Origin of the sequence: Clostridium puniceum, assembly GCF_002006345.1 — a bacterium.
In the GTDB taxonomy this organism is placed as follows: domain Bacteria; phylum Bacillota; class Clostridia; order Clostridiales; family Clostridiaceae; genus Clostridium; species Clostridium puniceum.
The window spans coordinates 1-18,780 of record NZ_LZZM01000188.1 but is presented as its reverse complement, the minus strand read 5'-3'; the positions used below and the strand labels follow the sequence as shown (position 1 = coordinate 18,780).

The 18,780-nt window shown below is 27.1% G+C and carries 18 protein-coding genes; 3 read left to right on the top strand and 15 right to left on the bottom strand.

The features are described 5' to 3' along the window. Nucleotides 1–284 precede the first annotated feature (284 nt). The 13 genes from CLPUN_RS16880 to CLPUN_RS16820 all read right to left on the bottom strand — a co-directional run bounded on the left by CLPUN_RS16880 (nucleotide 285) and on the right by CLPUN_RS16820 (nucleotide 14,039). Nucleotides 285–995: a pseudouridine synthase gene (locus tag CLPUN_RS16880; RefSeq protein ID WP_077848412.1), complete on the bottom strand. Its 711-nt coding sequence runs from the start codon at nucleotides 993–995 to the stop codon at nucleotides 285–287. A 364-nt stretch (nucleotides 996–1,359) separates the two neighbouring features. After that, nucleotides 1,360–1,584: a hypothetical protein gene (locus CLPUN_RS16875; protein ID WP_077848411.1), complete on the bottom strand. Its 225-nt coding sequence runs from the start codon at nucleotides 1,582–1,584 to the stop codon at nucleotides 1,360–1,362. 344 nt (nucleotides 1,585–1,928) lie between these two features. Further along, nucleotides 1,929–2,990, bottom strand: a complete 1,062-nt coding sequence (locus tag CLPUN_RS16870; protein WP_077848410.1) for a hypothetical protein — start codon at nucleotides 2,988–2,990, stop codon at nucleotides 1,929–1,931. Next, nucleotides 2,971–3,867, bottom strand: a complete 897-nt coding sequence (locus CLPUN_RS16865; RefSeq protein WP_077848409.1) for an ABC transporter ATP-binding protein — start codon at nucleotides 3,865–3,867, stop codon at nucleotides 2,971–2,973. The genes CLPUN_RS16870 and CLPUN_RS16865 overlap by 20 nt, the downstream gene beginning before the upstream one ends. After that, nucleotides 3,851–4,249 carry a GntR family transcriptional regulator gene (locus CLPUN_RS16860; RefSeq protein WP_077848408.1) on the bottom strand — a complete coding sequence of 133 codons (399 nt, stop codon included), beginning with the start codon at nucleotides 4,247–4,249 and terminating at the stop codon, nucleotides 3,851–3,853. Before CLPUN_RS16860 ends, CLPUN_RS16865 begins: the two co-directional genes overlap by 17 nt. Then, nucleotides 4,242–4,790 carry a hypothetical protein gene (locus CLPUN_RS16855; protein ID WP_077848407.1) on the bottom strand — a complete coding sequence of 183 codons (549 nt, stop codon included), beginning with the start codon at nucleotides 4,788–4,790 and terminating at the stop codon, nucleotides 4,242–4,244. Before CLPUN_RS16855 ends, CLPUN_RS16860 begins: the two co-directional genes overlap by 8 nt. A 350-nt stretch (nucleotides 4,791–5,140) precedes the next feature. Next, nucleotides 5,141–6,628, bottom strand: a complete 1,488-nt coding sequence (yjeM, locus tag CLPUN_RS16850; protein WP_077848406.1) for a glutamate/gamma-aminobutyrate family transporter YjeM — start codon at nucleotides 6,626–6,628, stop codon at nucleotides 5,141–5,143. 383 nt (nucleotides 6,629–7,011) lie between these two features. Continuing rightward, nucleotides 7,012–7,380 (bottom strand): YmaF family protein, encoded by a 369-nt coding sequence (locus tag CLPUN_RS16845; RefSeq protein WP_077848405.1) that lies wholly within the window; start codon nucleotides 7,378–7,380, stop codon nucleotides 7,012–7,014. A 129-nt stretch (nucleotides 7,381–7,509) separates the two neighbouring features. Next, the gene (locus CLPUN_RS16840) at nucleotides 7,510–9,288 is read right to left on the bottom strand and encodes an aminopeptidase P family protein (RefSeq protein ID WP_077848404.1); all 1,779 of its coding nucleotides are present in this window, start codon (nucleotides 9,286–9,288) and stop codon (nucleotides 7,510–7,512) included. Continuing rightward, nucleotides 9,278–10,393 carry an ethanolamine utilization protein EutH gene (gene eutH / locus CLPUN_RS16835; RefSeq protein ID WP_077848403.1) on the bottom strand — a complete coding sequence of 372 codons (1,116 nt, stop codon included), beginning with the start codon at nucleotides 10,391–10,393 and terminating at the stop codon, nucleotides 9,278–9,280. The genes CLPUN_RS16840 and eutH overlap by 11 nt, the downstream gene beginning before the upstream one ends. A gap of 405 nt (nucleotides 10,394–10,798) precedes the next feature. Next, nucleotides 10,799–12,076: an FAD-dependent oxidoreductase gene (locus tag CLPUN_RS16830; protein WP_077848402.1), complete on the bottom strand. Its 1,278-nt coding sequence runs from the start codon at nucleotides 12,074–12,076 to the stop codon at nucleotides 10,799–10,801. Beyond that, complete coding sequence (locus CLPUN_RS16825) at nucleotides 12,073–13,062, bottom strand: sulfide/dihydroorotate dehydrogenase-like FAD/NAD-binding protein (RefSeq protein WP_077848401.1); 990 nt, start codon at nucleotides 13,060–13,062, stop codon at nucleotides 12,073–12,075. The genes CLPUN_RS16830 and CLPUN_RS16825 overlap by 4 nt, the downstream gene beginning before the upstream one ends. Before the next feature lie 122 nt (nucleotides 13,063–13,184). Then, complete coding sequence (locus CLPUN_RS16820; protein WP_077848400.1) at nucleotides 13,185–14,039, bottom strand: D-alanyl-D-alanine carboxypeptidase family protein; 855 nt, start codon at nucleotides 14,037–14,039, stop codon at nucleotides 13,185–13,187. Nucleotides 14,040–14,183: 144 nt separating this feature from the next. Here CLPUN_RS16820 and CLPUN_RS16815 point away from each other — a divergent pair, with 144 nt between their 5' ends. Together CLPUN_RS16815 and ytfJ are read left to right on the top strand one after the other, a co-directional pair. Further along, nucleotides 14,184–14,741, top strand: a complete 558-nt coding sequence (locus CLPUN_RS16815; protein WP_077848399.1) for a DUF2953 domain-containing protein — start codon at nucleotides 14,184–14,186, stop codon at nucleotides 14,739–14,741. Nucleotides 14,742–14,762: 21 nt separating this feature from the next. After that, nucleotides 14,763–15,251, top strand: a complete 489-nt coding sequence (gene ytfJ / locus CLPUN_RS16810; protein ID WP_077848430.1) for a GerW family sporulation protein — start codon at nucleotides 14,763–14,765, stop codon at nucleotides 15,249–15,251. Between the two features lie 146 nt (nucleotides 15,252–15,397). Here the strand turns inward: ytfJ and scpB are convergent, their stop codons facing one another. Both scpB and CLPUN_RS16800 read right to left on the bottom strand, forming a co-directional pair. Continuing rightward, entirely contained in the window at nucleotides 15,398–15,994 is a 597-nt protein-coding gene (gene scpB, locus CLPUN_RS16805) for an SMC-Scp complex subunit ScpB (protein ID WP_077848398.1), read from the bottom strand. Next, entirely contained in the window at nucleotides 15,987–16,733 is a 747-nt protein-coding gene (locus tag CLPUN_RS16800; RefSeq protein WP_077848397.1) for a segregation/condensation protein A, read from the bottom strand. The genes scpB and CLPUN_RS16800 overlap by 8 nt, the downstream gene beginning before the upstream one ends. Before the next feature lie 247 nt (nucleotides 16,734–16,980). Between CLPUN_RS16800 and CLPUN_RS16795 the strand changes: the two genes are divergently transcribed. Beyond that, entirely contained in the window at nucleotides 16,981–18,675 is a 1,695-nt protein-coding gene (locus CLPUN_RS16795) for a methyl-accepting chemotaxis protein (protein WP_077848396.1), read from the top strand. Nucleotides 18,676–18,780 lie beyond the last annotated feature (105 nt).

Sequence of the window (18,780 nt, the reverse complement as noted above, 5' to 3'; positions counted from 1 at the left end):
ATAATATTAATTTAATTCTATCATCTTATTTAAAATTGTACAATAAATAACTGATTTTTGAAACTAAATATTAAAAATCTGCAAGATTTTTATTACTTACCGTCAATATAAAATTTAATTTTAATTTAAAATTAAAAATTGTTATAATATTCTCAATTTAATTAACAGTGATTTAATCAAAATTATTCAAATCACTGTATTATACTAGAAGTTATATCTAATTTGCCACATTAGAATTTTGTAAATAAATTACGCATATGTAGCTTGTTTATTTTAACTTATTATTATAAAGTATTTATATAACTTATTTCCTCTTTATTTAAATCTCTGTATTCTCCTCTTTTTAAATATCCAAGTTTTATTTCTCCAATAGATATTCTCTTTAACGACAAAACCTCATGATTTAATGCTGCACACATCTTTCTTATTTGTCTATTCTTCCCTTCATGAATACCGATCTCTATAGTTGATACCTCTTTATCATAACTTATTACCATAAGTTCTGCTGGAGCAGTTATGTATCCTCCAATATCTATTCCTATTTGAAATTTTTTAATATCCTTTTCACTTATTTTCCCTTTAACTACTGCTATATACTTTTTAATTATCTCTACTCTTGGATGAATTATTTTATTATATATTTCACCATCATTTGTTAATAACAATAGTCCTGAACTATCATAATCCAGTCTTCCAATCGGATATATTCTCTCATCTACCTTAACTATATCTAAAATAGTTTTTCTCCCTTTTTCATCTTTTACAGAACTTATGTATCCTTCTGGCTTATTAAGCATTATGTATACTTTTTTTTCTGCTTTACTTATTATCTGTCCTTCATATTCTACTATATCCTTTAATGGATCTACTTTGATTCCAACTTCATTAACAAAAACTCCATTTACCTTAACTTTTCCTGTAAGTATTATTTCTTCACATTTTCTTCTTGAAGCAATACCGCAACTTGCCATATATTTCTGTAATCTTTCTTCCATAATTTCACTCACTCCATAACTTGGTATTTCTACTGGTTTTATTTCCTCTTTTGCTATTTTAAATTATATCTTTTTCGTCTATATAATACAACTTCTCTCTATAATTTAGTTTATTTATCAGAAGTTAAATAAGTAATTTAATTATTATTCTACAATAAATATAATTATTATATATTTATGTATATTTCACAATTTAAAAATATAATCTGATAAATCAATTATTATATTTTATTGTTTAACATGATAAAATATAATACACTAAAAACTACAATTTTATTATAGATATAATAGAAACGCTAAAACTAGCGTTTCTATTATCTAAACTAAGGCTACCTTTAGGTTATCGTCCTTAAGATTAATAAAATTAACAGAAAAAGCTTCCGCAACCTGCTCCTCCACCAAGGAATAAAATCACTAAAATCCAAATCCAGCTTCCGCCAAAACCTCCACAGCCTCCGCCGAATCCATTTCCAAAACCACCACCAAATCCTCCATTGCAGCAACAGCTATTAGTATTACAGCAGCAATTATTATTACAACAAGGATTACATCTACAGCAGCAACAACTATTATTAGAATGTTTAGACATGTTTATCATCTCCTATTCTTTTGTTATTATATATTATTCAACTTTTATATTTTTTGTTCTTTAAGACTAAAAAAAATAAGAATTACTTTTAAAAAATCACTAAAGGGACTTTAAAATAAAAAAACACACATAAAGCATAAAAAATCTGCTTATATGCATGTTTTCAGTATTGTATAAATCTAATTGTTAAAACAATAAATTAATTTACTATATTAAAGCAATGTACAGTAACTAAATATATGTGTGATTTCTTTATTGGAATATATATTTAGTTAATTATGAAAATTTATAAAACACATTGCAAATCCATAATATTGGAAAGAATATTAATCTAACTAATCACTCTATACTAAAGCTTTTAATACCTTTTTCATTATCGTATATGCTATCCCCCCTACAATTACTACACAAAACAAGTCAGCACCCAGACCTTTAACTAAATTTAATCCACCTAAAGGCAAATATTCACCATTTCTGCGTTGCATATTATTTATAAAACCTGATAATAAAAATAAAGATGCAAATGAACCAATTGCTGTAGCCACTAATGAAAGTATAATATTTTCATTAGTTTTAGATGAAAATATCTTATTACAACATTCTAACTTATATCTTTTTTGAGTTACATTAAAAATAAAAAACATAATTGCAATTATACTTAAAGCAATAACTATTTCAAAAAACAATTCTCTAAGTCTTACTTCCCTTATAGTTCCTCGATTGATTAAAACTTTAATAGTATATTTTTGAAATTCACTATCTAAACTATTAATATTATTTTCTAATGCATACCTACTATATATTCCAGTGTATTCTATAGTTTCAAATATTTTTACTACAACAATATAAATTGATATTGGCATTACAAAAATCATACTAATAAGTCCTATCACTGCATTAGAAAATAATAAATCAACAGTAAGCATAAACATTATCCCTATTATTCCTATTAAAACTATTCTAGCAATTTCTATTAAAACAATACTCCTATAACCTTCAATAATGGCTAAAAGTTCTCTATTTCGAATATATGCCATAAAAGCTATATAAACATATGTTAAAACAAAAAATATCAATGTAATTAAAACACACATTAATTCATTATATTTAATTTGTTTTTTAGTGTAAGGTCCACTAGCTAAAAACATTGCTGTATTTCTTTTATTAATTCCTTGAGCTATAAAATATATAGCTATAAATATAACTCCTAATCCAAAATAATTTTCCAAATTAGTAGTACTAAAATCATTAAAAAATGATTCTGCTATTTGTAATTTTGTTTTATTTAATTCAATAGTTATAATTGAATTTGCTATGAATCCCCAGCTCAATAGTCCAATAATTATCGGTATTTTAGCTGAATTAAACCAGTTATAAATTAATCCCTTATTTAAATATTTCTTCATTTTTATCCTCCTTATCAACCTTATAGATAAAGATATCTTCTAAGCTAAGATCAATTTCTTCAATAAATAATGGTTTAAATTTATTTAGATTATTTATAAATTCTTCATCATATTCATCAGTTATAATTGTAAAAACTCTACCAATTTTACTTATCTTAAAAATCCCTTTTAAATTTAAATCTTCTTCATAAACAGGTTCATCAAAGGCAACCTGTACTTTTTTAATCTTGCTTTTCATGTTTTCTATTGAGTTTTCATATGAAACTACACCTTCATCAAAAATAGCTACATCATCACAGATTCTTTCGAGCTCCCCTAAATGATGAGAACTTATTATTATTGTTGTATTATTTTCAAATACTTCATCTACAAATATATTAAGAAGTTTATTTTTAAGTATTGCATCTAATCCTGAGGTTGGCTCATCCAATATTAAATAATTTGCATGTATAGAAAAAGCAAGCATTATTGAAAGCCTCATCTTCATACCTTTCGAAAGTTGAAATACAAATTTATTTGTAGAAATCTTAAAAATTTTATTTAGTTCATTAAATTTTTTTTCATCAAAATCTGAATAAGAATACTTGTAATATTTTAATATTTCACAAACTTTAAAATTTGTATGCATTATGTTTTCATCTGCTACATATCCTATTTTGTTTTTAACTGCTGGATTATCATAAACTATTTGCCCATCATAGCTAACATTTCCCGAGGTTGGATTATATATACCTGTTAAGCATCTAAGTAAAGTAGTTTTTCCAACTCCATTTGGTCCTATAATTCCAAATATCTTACCTCTGTTTATTTTTAAATTTATATCATTTAAAATCTTCTTTCCATCTATTTCAAATGATAAATTATTTACTTCTATCATTATCGTTCACCCCTAACTCTGAAAATATCCGAAGTGCTAGTTTCATAAATTCTTCCTTATTAATTCCGCTATAATTAGCTTCAAGTATAATTTTTTTTAATTCTTCTGAAATATACTCCATCTTTTTCTCATCTACTTTCCTCTCAAAATTCTGTGTTATAAAAGTTCCTTTTCCCCTTAAAGTTTCAATTATTCCGTCTCTTTCTAATTCACCATAAGCTTTACTTATAGTATTGGGGTTTATTGTAAGTATAGAAGACATCTCCCTAACTGAAGGTAATTTTTCACCTGCTTTTAAAGCTCCCTTTAGAATAAGTTCCTTAACTCCAAGTTCTATTTGTTCATAAATAGGAGTACTGCTCCTAGGATCTATACTAAGCATCTTTATTTCCCTCTTCATCATTAAGCTTTTCATCGTTTTTTTCCATTATATAATCAATTACTAAGCCTTCACCTTCATCTATAAATACTAAATCAATCTTAATCTTTCTTGGATTAACATATACTCTCTTTCCATTATCTAAGTGTGAATACCAAGCCTCTATATATATTCTAACTGGTTCTTCTTTTGTTATTTCTCTTCTCTTAGAAAATTGATTTCTAAATGCATTATACTCTTCTAAAATTTCTTGCTTATCATTATCATTAAGTTCTCCTAATTTTGCTATTCCTATTTTTCCATAATCGAATCTTGAATCAGTTAACCTTTTTCTTTCAGAAAAACACTCTTTCAAATCATTAGATTCAGTGAATATACCTTTTTCATTAACTTCTTTTAATGGCTTATTATCTAATTGATGAAGTACTTCATCAACTGTTTCAAAAAGTTTTTGTTTCTGATACAGTTTTTCACCATTCATACCAAGCAAAGCTGTAATCACAACGAAAAATCCAAGTACAACTACTGTTGTTGATTTTTTCATAATTATTCCTCCAGTCTGTATTAAGTGCACTATATCATATAGTACACTTAAATTATATAAGGAAATATATTTATAATCAAGATTAATTTCTTTAATAGTTCTTAATATTTTCTTAAGTAATATTTGAAATTTTAAAGTGAAATATACATTAATAAATATAAATTAAGAATAACTTGCTTTATAAACAACATTTTTCTAAAACATCCGTATGGAATTAAAATAAGATGTATTATGAGGTTAAAATCATATAAGAACTAAATTATAATAGCTCTTAAAACAAAAAGCCTACCTAAAAAGTATTTAGGATATATACCTAAACACTTTTTAGATAAGCTTAAACTTCTAATCTTTTATTTCTTTTCACCATTTGCATAAATTCTTAATGCTATTATAATAAATATTAATGGTCCTGCAATCATCGCAATTGTAGATTTATAATTTCCATTAATAGCGGGCTCTATAATTGTAAAGAAATTAGCAAAGCCAACGACTATAGTTACTAAAATTCCAATATACACTGCAAAAGTTTTATTTTTTAATACCAAAAATGGTTTTTCTATAGAATCTTTCTTTCTAAATGAAATATACGCAACCGATAAGAAAAGATATGGCAAAGTCATTGCTACATTTGTCATTAATACTAACATTTCAAAAAATGCTTTTGCACTCTTTCCTCCCATTGAAATGAATAATACCATTACTGCTACTACAGCTGTTTGTACAGCCATTGCATTTATTGGCATATCATTTTTATCTATTTCAGCCATCTTTTCAGGCCATAATTTTGCTGGTGTTCCTTCAACCAATTGCTTAAGTGGTGCATAAGATAAAGTGAAAAATGCACCAGTCAGTGCTAAGAACATAGATAATCCAACAAATCTTGCAATCCAGTTACCAATTTGAATAGATAAAGTATTTGTTAATCCTAGTGAATTTCCTAAAGTAAACCCTAAATTATTCATTACAACATATGCCACATTTGCCATATTTACATTTTCTCCAGAAAGAGTAGCAGTCCAATTAGTAAAGATACCAATCAAGAAAATTCCAAGAGAATATCCAACAGAAATTATAGCAGCTGCTATTAATATACCACGAGGAAAAGTCTTTTCCGGATTTTCAGTTTGATCAACTAAACCAGAAGCCGCTTCTATGCCACCATATGCGAATAATGCAAAAACTAAAAATGATAGCATTGAAATAGCACTATGATACGATGGATTTGGGGAATTCACAAATGATATAGCTGATGTAATAGGTTGTTTAAATTGTCCGTTATTTAATATTAATACTATAATTGCTCCCATTATAAGACCTATATTTAATAATGCAACTGCCATTCCACCAATAGATGTTATTTTAGTTATTCTATTTATACCTTTTTTAGATATAAGGAAAGTGGTCATCACCCATATAACTCCTAATATACCAATTACTTGTGTAGAATTTAATCCCAACATTCCCCACTTTGAAGTAGTATCAACACCAAAAATTGTGTTTGATAATGGTATCCAAATAGTTGAACAAATATTTATCATCCATACTATATATGATGCATACCACATGAAAACTCCTATAAATGCAAATTTAGAACCTGCTGATTTTTCCATCCATGAATATATACCACCTTTTTCTTCTTTAAAAGCAGATCCATATTCTGACATCATAAAAGCAAATGGTACAAAAAATGTTATCCCACCTAATATAAACCATGGGATTGCACCATAACCCATAAGATAAAAAGATCTTGGCATATTAGCAAATCCAAAAACTGATGTAAAAATCATTAGAATTAATGTTATTAAAGTTAACTTCTTTTCCTTTTCTTTTTTGCTCATTAATTTTGCTCCTTTATTTTTTGATTAAGTTTATGCTTTAAAACAAAGTTTAAATTGCTAAGTATTAGTATTTGCGGTTAATTAATAATATATTATTAATTACAGTGATGTATATTAGCATGAATATACACTCCTCAATATTACTCTTCTTTTTTTCTCATTTCAAACCATGTATTTTTCCAATTTATTAATAAATATTTCAATTTTTTCATAGTTTCATTAAATACAAATCACTTTAAATATAATACGGAAATCTTATGACTATATTGATGAATTATTACTATAAATTCATAATGAAATCTTATACATATTAAAGGCTAGAAAATTAAAATTTTACTTTTAAATTTCCTAGCCTTTAATTAATATTATTTAAAATTAATATTTTATGGTAAATTAGTAGGATCCTCAATTAAGGTAACAAAATAATAATCATGATCATGTCCATCATTATTTGTGGTTTCACCCTTTATTAAATGAACATGTTTACCATTTGGAAGATAAAGAGCTGGACCGGTAGTATCACAAATCCCATGAAAATGATCATGAAAAGTATCTGTAAGCACATTAATTTTGTGTACATGAGACTTACCAGCTATAATTGCAGGACCAGTCACACCAGCAATGCGATGATTGTGTAATTCACGTGCTTCATCTCTTTCAAAATTTGTACTTGATAAAAATTCATGATTATGATTTCTCACACTAAATCCACTTGTTCCTTGAGTATTACAGTTAATTCCATTGTGTCCCATTAGAATTTCCTCCTCAGTATTTAGATACTATATTTTATGTTTATCTAAATATTTGTGTGAGTAAAACAAAAAATACTTAATTAAATCTATGCTCTCTAATATATACTGAGGCGTAAAAAAACTAAAATATTATGCTATTTCTCGTGTTTCTTCTTTTAGCCATTGTTTTTCTTCTTCTGTTAAATAAGGAGAAAGTTTTGTATACACATTTTTATGATAATCATTTAGCCATTGTTTTTCTTCTTCTGTCATCATTTGACTATTAATTCCATCTAGATCAATAGGACAATATGTGATTGCTTCAAACTTCATAAATTGGCCAAATTCTGTTTTTTCATCTTCAACTACAATCATCATATTTTCAGTTCTTACACCAAACTTTCCTTCTTTATAAATTCCTGGTTCATTAGTAAGAATCATTCCTTTTTCTAGTTTTATATAGTTATTAGCTCTAAATCCTTGAGGACCTTCATGGACATTTAAGAAAAATCCAACACCATGACCTGTTCCACATTTATAATCAATGCCATATTTCCAAATTGGTTGTCTTGCTAATATATCTAAATTAGCACCTGTTGCTCCATATAAAAATTTTGCTGTACTTAATGCAATGTTAGCTTTTAAAACTAAAGTATAATCTCTCTTTTCTTCTTCTGTAAGATTTCCTAGTACTATAGTTCTTGTTGTATCTGTTGTTCCATTGTAATATTGTCCACCTGAATCTACTAAGAAAAAACCTTCATCTTTTAAAGTATATTGAGTTTCTTCATTTGCTTTATAATGCATCATTGCTGCATGATCTTTATATCCTGCTATAGAATCAAAGCTAAGACCTGCAAATAATTCTCCTTGTGATCTAAACTCTTCTAGTTTATCTGATGCTGAAATCTCTGTTATTTTTTCTTTATTTACAGAAGTCTTTAGCCATTTTATAAATTTGACCATAGCAACTCCATCAATCACTTCACAATTCTTTAAATTTTCTATTTCAATTTCATTTTTAATTCCCTTTAAATTAGTAGTAATATTAATCATTTCAACTTTTTTTGTATTTTTCCCTATAGCATTGTATAAACATATATTTGTTTTGCTGCTGTCAAAGATAATTGTATCTTTATCCGTAAGACCTTGTAAAAACTTTTCAATTTCATTATAATCTTTTAGCTCAATTCCTTCATCTCCTATGATTAATTCAATATCTTTAGAAACCTTTGAAGAATCAATAAATAAATAACATTTATCTTGTGCTACTATTACATTAGAGATTACAACTGGATTGTTTGGAACATCATTTCCTCTTATATTTAAAAGCCATGCAATATCATCTAATGAAGTTAATAGATAATGGTTGGCACCTTTATTATTCATTTCTTCTCTTACTTGATTTAACTTTTCTGTTATGGACTTTCCTGCATATTTTACTTCATGTATAAATACTGAACTTTTAGGTATTTCTGGTCTGTCTGACCATATTTCATTAATTAAATCCTGTTTAATTATTAATCCTATATTTTTAGTGTCAAATTCCTTATGCATATCTTTTACCATATCTACTGAAATAATATTACCATCAAATCCAACATTATTTTTTTCCTTAAGAGTATCTCTTAACCATTCTATAAAAGAAGGTACCTCTGGTTCTGCTGCCTTAAATAATCTAATTCCAGAGCCTTCAAGTTGTTTTTCTGCTTGAATATAGTATCTTCCATCTGTCCATAATCCAGCATCATCTAATGTAATTACTACAGTTCCAGCTGAGCCTGTAAATCCCGATATCCATTCTCTACTTTTCCAATAATCTGCTACATATTCACTCTGATGCGCATCAAAACTAGGAACTATGTACGCATCCATGTCATTTTCTTTCATCAATTGTCTTATTGCTTCAATTTTTTCTTTAATTTTCATATTTTATACCTCTGCTTTCTTTAATATTACATTCTTTATATTCGCGTTCATATAACCATACAGCTAGCACAATACTTATTATTCCAGCTATAATCTTAGATATAATAAATGCTCCTAATATTTCAGGCGCTATTCCTGACACAAAACCAAATTGCCCTCCAAAAACAAAAGCTCCGCTTACAGCAAATGCAGTGCAAATAACTTTGCCTTTAGGGTCCATTTTCCCATATGTTCCAAATATTAAAAGGTTACTAGCTAAGTTTCCTAAAATACCCGCAACTGAGACTGAATTAATTCCAAACTTGTCACCTATTTTTTCAATTCCATCCTTAAATATACGATTTATTACTTCAAGCATAGGATAAGCTCCTGCTAAAACAAAAGCAATCTTCCCAACAATATATGTAGATTCAGAAAGCGGTGCTAAACCTGATATAACTTTTAATTGAAATATAGCTTCCACTCCTTGTAATAATAATCCCACAACACTTAATGCCATTATTAATTTTCCAAATATATTAAAACCCTTCATTAAAGTATTATGAAACTTTAATAATCCTATTCCGAGTGCAATAGAAAAAATGAATATAGGTAAAACATTCCATATTAATATACCAATATTTATATTCTGCCATATACCACCAGCAAGACATCCAAAAGGTATAGCAATAATACCAATCATAACGCCTTTAGAAAAATACTTTTCATCTTCCTTAGAAATCATTCCAATAGCAACAGGTATGGAAAAACTAATAGTTGCCCCTAATGTTGACCCTACAATAATTCCTGAGAATAACCCCATTTCCTTAGTTAAAGCTAGCTCACTAGCTATTTGATATCCTCCCATATCAACAGCTAATAAAGCCGAAGGAAATATCGAAGGATCTAATTTAAATACTTCTGAAATTGGAACAATTATAAAAGCTAAAACATTTGATAATATAGGTGCTAAAGAATATATTCCTATCATACCAAGACCTAAAGCACCCATGGTCTTTATCCCTTCCTCAAATTTTCCACCAATTTTTAAAGGATTTCCCAATATATAGTCAATTCCTCCTAATATAAAAAAAATCCCTATGAGATATAATACAAACTTATCCATCTTTGTCTTCTCCTTAAAATATCTATACATCATATAACTTTCATTGCTGCTTATAAAAATTGCTTTCTTTTTCTACATGCTCTAATATTATACATCATTTATAGATATCTTTCATGCTATGATGAAATAATATTTTAAAATTAAATATTACTTCTATAAAATTATAACTTTCTCCAAATGAAAATAGGGCAGCGATTATATTATAATTAATTGTATTTCCACATTTATTTACTACTAAATTATAAAGGCTATGCCTCATTTACATATTTGTTGAGTCAAAAATAAATTTTTCTATCCTTACAAAAAATATCTCTTAATTTTTTTATCTAAGCCTATGTTTGTATTCCTAAATAATTTAAAATTCTTATAGGCTACCTAATCATAGGCAACCTATAAGAATTCACTCTAACATAACTTTTGATTGAAAATATTGTCTAAATTAAACTTTTTGATTTTTGCTTTAATTTCATCTTTATCAGTTGTATAAAGATTAAGCTCTTGCATCCTCTTAAAGTATACTGAGCCAGCAAAAGTATATCTATCTTTTCTTCCTTCTCTAGTTCTAGCTCTTTCATTTGCATAAGTTATTATATCCCCAATGGCAATAGATGAAGGTAATATTAAAAGTGGCATTCCAAGAGCTAGTCTTACAGAATTATAACCAGCTAAAGTTCCAGTACAAATTGCTTCAGTATGACCAACGAATAATCCACTTTTTTCTCCAGCACAAAATAAATTATCTACACCTATAACTTTTAAATCATTAGTTCTTGGGGCAACTGATAAATATCTAATTGAATTTCCTTTACTTCCTGCATATGGATCAACGTATTTTGCATTTTCTAATCCTTTTATTTTTCTCAACTTATGCAATGGATAATAGGTTGTCATTAGCTTAGCATGACCTGTATCAAGAAGAATTATATTTTCTGCAAATTCTTTTAACGCATATTGTTGGCATACCTTAGTATTTAGCTTCTCATAATTTATATCTTCCTTAGGAACTTTTAAGATAACAACTCCCTTGGAATCTAATTCATCTTTAATTTCATTAGATAAACTTTCCTTAGCTAACTTGCATGATCCAGAAAATGCACCTAAAATGTCATCACCTCTTTCCCCTTGAATATCTGAAACACCACATCTTTCACTAATACTTATTCTAGGTCCAAAGGATGGACACCTTAGGACACACATAGAACAGCCATTACCATAACGCAAACAGTTTCCCATTGGACCTGTGGTACCAGTCGTTTCAATAAATACATCACCTTCTATATAAGTACCATCACTTAGATAAACACCTTTAATTTTTTGTCCGTCAAAGTTAATATTATTTACTCTGCTTTCCATCATAATATTTATATTTAAAGATTTTAAATACTTATAAACTTTACCCTCAATCATATTTACATTATAAAGAGTTGCATGTTTATGCCCCGGAAAATCTATATTACTATGGACTGCGACTCTATCGGTAATTTCTATTAACTCTCCTGAGCCTAAAGCCATTAATTCTTCTGACGCAGTAAAACGTCCATTATTACGCATTATTCCCCCTACATTACCAAGTCCAAGTAATAAATCCGTTTTTTCTATTATAATAACATCAGCACCTGCTTTTTTGCTTGAAACTGCAGCGGCACATCCAGACCAGCCGCCTCCAATAATAACAACTTTCATATAAATCTTCTCCCTTCAAAAATACTTCTTGGATCAGCCTGTTCTTTACAGAATCTTTTTACTCTATGCCCTGAGAATCTTGAAGTGCAAGCACCACAAATACCTTCTCCACAGCACATTTTAAAGTTATTACAGCAAGAAAGGGAGACATCATTTCTATTAATATCATTTAAATAATTAATAACACTATAAGTTAAAATATCAGCACCTGCTATGTGAATGTACGTTACTCCTTCTTTAAGTAAATCTTTAATTATAACTTTTGCATAATCTGAAAGTGTACCTTTTTCAAATAAGGAATTCTCAAATATACTTACATTATATTCACTTAAAAATTCGCTTGCGAAATTCATTTCAAAAGGATTTTTATCTATTAATATCTGTACCTTATTATTTTGGGAAATCAATTTTCTTATTACAGGCATCATAGGAGCTAATCCAATACCTCTTGCAAGAACTAATGTTTTGTTGTCTTTTTGATCTAATATATTTTTAATTCCAAATACTCCATTCCAATATGGGCCTCTAATTACTATGTTTTCATCTGTTTTTATACTTAGTAATTTATTAGTCTTTATACCTCTAATTTCAATTGCAATGGTAATAACATCATTTTCTATATCTGAATTCATAATAGAAATAGGAATATCAAAATAATTGTTTTCATCTGTTCGTATAAATATATAACTTCCAGGCTTAACTAAATCTAAAACTAATTTGTGAAGTGCTTTAAATTTAATAACAATTAAACTATTTTTATAATTGACGACTTCAGTAACAATACAGTTATAAGTTTTGCGTCCGTCTTTTGCTTTATTAGCATTATTGTAAAGTTCTTGATATATACAAACCCCCTTCCAATTTAAACAATCACAAAATACTTTTCCTTGACATTGTGAACAAATTAAGCATTGTCCGTGTTCTGCCAATTTGCAAGGGCAGTATTCAGTTCCAGCATCTATACAATCAATGGCTTCTTTTATCATTTTTTCTCCTTTAGATAAAATTGCTCCTAGTAATAGATTATTTCAAAAAAATTATTTTGATACTAATAAAGTAAAAGTTTGTAATAGATAGTAATTTTTCAAAAACTATCTACTACAAACTTCTATATTAATTCTTTAACTGTACAACTACCAAATGCAACTTTTTCTAATACATGTTTATAAATCTCTTCTGTTACATTCCATCTATCTGGGCAATTTAAAACTACGATTATAACATCCTTTCCATTATTATTAACAGAAGAAACTAAACATTTCCCTGCCTGACCTGTATATCCTGTTTTTACACCATTTGCCTCTGGAATTCTCCAAAGTATTTTGTTTATATTATTGTAGTCTCTTGTAAAATTGTATTTTTCTTTTGAAATTTGTTTACTTCCAACAATTTCTCTAAACAAATCATAGTCCATGCCTTTAGCTGTTAATATTGCTAAATCATAAGCTGAAGAGTAATGCTGACTGCTATCTAAGCCATGAGGAGATTCAAAATGTGAATCCAATATTCCAATTCCTCTAGCATAATGATTCATTATCTCTGCAAATCCTTCTGTAGATTTTCCTAATTCTTCCGCTATAGCTATGGCAGCATCATTTCCAGATTTAAACATAAGTCCAAAAGTTAATTCTCTTAAAGTGATCTCTTCATTTGCCTTATATCCAACAGTAGAGCCTCTAATACCTGCTGCCTTTTTACTTATAGTAACTTTTTTATCTAAATTTCCTTGTTCAATAGCAATAAGTGCAGTTAATATTTTGGTTGTACTTGCCATTGGTACAATTTCATAAGCATTTTGTTCATATAAAATAGTACCGCTTTCTTTGTCTAAAGCAATTGCACATCTTGCATTTACTCTAAAATTTTTATAATCTTTACTTTTTGCATTTGCACTTATACCTAAAACTTGAGTAAAAATAAGGCTGAGTAATATTATTGAAATAATTTTAATACCTTTCCTCATTATTAATCACCTTCTAATCTTACTTACTATTTGTTTCTAGTTTACCTTGAAAATTATTTTTTAAACCTAGTTTTAGTATTTTTTTATGTTTATTTTTTTTTTATTAGTCAATACTTATGAAATATACGAGTTTGGAGGATTTTTATGAAATTATTTTTTATCTTCTTCATAGTTTTATCAATATTTCTTATACCTATTCCTATTAAAATTAATATTTACTATTCCCAAATAAATTATTATATAAAATTATATGGATTTACTATTATTTCTCGTAAAAAATCTGAAACAAAAAAAAAACTTGTTCATAAAGCTAAGTCTACAATAGAGAATCAGCCTAATATTTTTAAAATATTTTATAAAAACATAAACTTTAAATCTTTAGAGTATAAAGTTTTAATTTCAAAGTTATACAATTCAAAATTTAAACCATTATTAAAAATAGACTTATTTTTTGATTATTCTCTTAATGATGCTGCTAAAACTGCAATTTTTTATGGAATTTTATGCCAAGCTCCATCTTTAATTTATCTTCTTTTAAATATTCCATTTAATCTTCATAAATTTAATATGAAAATAAATCCAATATTTGAAGATAAATTTTTACTAAAAATTGAAACATCAAGTATATTTTTCTTATCATTTGCTAATGCTATATATATAATATTTTTTTTATTTAAACTTATAAAAAAGCAAGGGAGGTGAACCCCTTGATTGGGGCTTATTATGTCAAACGAACAACAAGTTGAAAATTTAATTAAAAGTACTATGGAAAATCTTAAAAATATGGTGGATGTAAATACTGTTATAGGAACAGCTGTAGAAACTAAAAATGGATCTTATATAATTCCGGTTTCTAAATTGTCTTTTGGTTTTGCATCTGGAGGTAGTGAATATTCTTGTCAAAATGGGAATCCCAATAATACAATATTTCCTTTTGGTGGTGGCTCTGGAGCTGGTGTATCTGTAAGGCCTGTGGCCTTTTTAGTAGTTAAAGAAGATGGTGTTAGAATGTTGCCTGTAAATCAAGATACTACTTATGATAGAATAGTTGATACAGTTCCTCAAGTCTTAGATATTATAAAAAGTTTAGTAAAAGATATGTGTAATAAGAATAAAAACTCAACTACTGGTAATAATAATAGTAACGCTAATAGTAATTCTACTGAAAATATAAGTAAAGAGAATTATTCTAGCGATATTAATAATATTTAATTAGCTCCTAATTTTTTAAATTTAAAAGAGAAATAGTTTGCTGATTTTTCAGTATACTATTTCTCTACTTAATTATTTATCAAATCAAATATATATTATGTTAAATTTCATTCTAAATATTTTAAATTAGATAATAATTTATAATTCTATTTACTTTCTTCAATTTCATCATCTTGAAAATCGTTTTCGCTAAATAAGTCCAGGGAAGGTAATTCTTGTAAATCTTTCAATTCAAATTGTCTTAAAAATTCTTCTGTTGTTCCGTATAAAATTGGTCTTCCTGGCACTTCCAATCTTCCTATTTCTTTTATAAGCTCTCTTTCTATAAGTCTTTGAATTGCACTTTCAGACTTAACTCCTCTAATTTCATCAATATCTATTCTAGTTATAGGTTGTTTATATGCTACAATTGCTAAACTTTCTATAGATGCTTGAGATAGTGATTGTCTCTTATTTTTCTTTAAAAGTTTTTGTATATAATCTGCATTTTCTGATTTGGTAACTAATTGATAACTTCCCTTTATACATATTAGTTTTATTCCTCTGTTGGTAGTTTCATATTCTTCCATCATTTCTTGAATAATAATTTCTATAAGTTTGGATTTTTCTTCAAGATGATTTACTAAATCCTGCAAACTTAACGGATCTCCACTAGTAAATAATAATGCTTCTATTGCCGATTTTAACGAATTTTTTCTTAAATCATCTAAAAATGGAATTTGAATTCCTTCCTTATTATGCATCTTCTGCTCTCCTTTCAATTAATATATTCATAAAGTTATCACTTTGATAAACCTTAACCATCCTTTGTTTAATCATTTCAAGTAAAGCTAAGAAGGTCACAACACATTCTAATTTACATTCGCAACTTTCCATCAATTCAAAAAAATTGCCAGCTTTTTGTTTTTTTAACTTTTCCATTATATATTCCAACTTGTCTTCTATCTTATATTGATCTACATATATTTTCTTTTGAATTACATTATTTTTATTTTGCTTATTATTATAAATCTCTAGCAAATTATTATAAATATTGAATAGGTCAATAAGGTGTATATCTTTAAATAATTCATTTGTGCTAATTACTTCTCTTTTGTCTTCTATTAATTCTGGTTTTTTTCCGTATACTTCACCTGCACTAATATATCTTTCTTTAAAGAAACTAGAAACACCTTTTATCTTCTTATATACTATAAGCTTTTCTATAAGGTTTCTTTCATCATCTTCTTCATTTTCATCTTCCTTTTTAGGTTTAGGTAATAAATGTTTAGATTTTATTTCTATTAAAGTAGCAGCAACTACTATAAATTCAGAGGTTATTTCTAAATCCATTTCCTTCATTTCATTTATATAGTTTAAATATTGATTAGTTATCTCAAATATTTTTACATTATATATACTCATTTGATTTTTCTTTATTAAATGTAATAATAAATCAAATGGCCCTTCAAAATCATTAATTTTAATCTTTGGAAGTTCCATATAGTTTTTTCTACCTCCGTTATATATTTTTAAAATTAGCACTCACTATATATAATAGCAATTTATATGATTCAAAACAAGAAGGTTTCAATTTATCCTAAAAATACCCCTATAAATAAATTTCTCTTTCAAATTGCGTAATTTTAGGTTCTCTGTAGGAACTTGTATTAAATTATGCTATACTAACTTTATAAATATTTTATAAAATTATATATATATTCTATATTTTTACAGGAGGATAAATAAAATGAAAATCAAAGCAAAATTAGTCCTATTCTTCATTATTCTTATATTAATATTTTCTACAGGAATATTTACTATTCTTTATCTTGATATTACAAATATGGCTAATTCAGACTATCAAAAAATAGTAGCCCATAATAACAAATTAGGTTATGCATATTTGGATGCAAAATATCCTGGAGATTGGAATGTATCTAATGGAAAACTTTACAAAGGAAAAATGCTCATTAACGACAATACAGAAATAGCTGATTTTATTAAAGAACAAAATAGTACACTAGTAACTATCTTCTTAAACGATACAAGGGTTTCTACTAACGTTTTGGACCAAAAGGGGAATAGAGCTATAGGAACAAAAGCTTCTGATGAAGTTATAAATAAAGTATTAAAAGGTGGAGAAACTTTTACTGGAAAAACTAAAGTTTTAAATAATGATACAATGACTCAGTATTCGCCTATTAAAGATTCCAATGGTAATATTATAGGCATGTGGTTTGTTGGTGTTGACTCAAGTGTAATTGCACAATCTACCCTAAAAATAATTTCAATTAGTGCATTGGTTTTATTGTCAATGGCTATTATAGGTATCTTAATTTTTAGTAAGTTAGGGGCAATTATAGTTAAATCAATTCATAATTTTAATAATCATTTGGCTGTTTTATCTAATGGTGATTTTACTGTTTCAGTAGATGAAAAAGCTTTAAAAGCTAAGGATGAAACTGGTTCTATGTTTAAAAATTTAATCCTTATGCAAAATAACATAAGAAGCATTCTTAAAAATGTTGAATCACAATCAGATTTAACTTTTAATACTAGTAACGAATTATCTTCTATAATAACTGAATTAAATTCAATTGTAGAAAAAGTTAACATTGCTACAGAACAAATTTCTGCTGGCTTAGAAGAAACTGCTGCATCTACAGAAGAAATCAATTCAACAGTTCATGAAATGGAAAACTCTGTCGAAGATATATCAAGTGATACTAATAAAGCTCTACTACGTTCAAATGAAATAAAAATTAAGGCAGATATTTTAAAAGTTAACTCTATTGAGTCTAAAAATGCAGCCCTTAAAATTTATGATGATAGTAGTAGTAAGTTAAAGATCGCTATAGATGAATCTGCTAAAGTTAATAATATAACTGAATTATTAGATGCTATTGCTGCTATAAGCAAGCAAACAAATTTATTATCTTTAAATGCTTCCATAGAAGCAAACAAGGCTGGTGAATCTGGTAGAGGATTTGCTGTAGTTGCTAATGAAATAAAAAAATTAGCTGAAGAATCAAATAGCACAACTGAAAAAATTAGAGAAATAACTTCATTAGTAATAACAGCTGTAGAAAATTTAGCTGAAAATTCTTCTAACATATTAAAATTTGTTGATCAAACGGTAATTAATAATTATGAAGATTTTGTTAATATGAGTGAATCTTATAGTAAAGATGCTACTTACTATGCTGAAATGTCTCAAAATATAGAAAATACAGCTAAAAACTTGTTACTTGCAACACAAGATATTACTTCTGCCATAAATAATGTTGCAATTTCATCTAGTGAAAGTGCTAACGATGCTGTTAAAATAGCTAATACAGCAAATGATTTATCATTAAAATCTGAAGCTATTGTCAATGCTTCTAAAAAATGTGCTCAAATTTCTTGTGATCTAACTTTAGCTATGCAGAAGTTAAAATTATAGTTTTATATGATTACTAATAAATTTAATTTATTACTGATTAATTTTTTTAATCATTTATTAAATTAAGCTAATAATATATAAATTTTAAATTACTATAATATATGT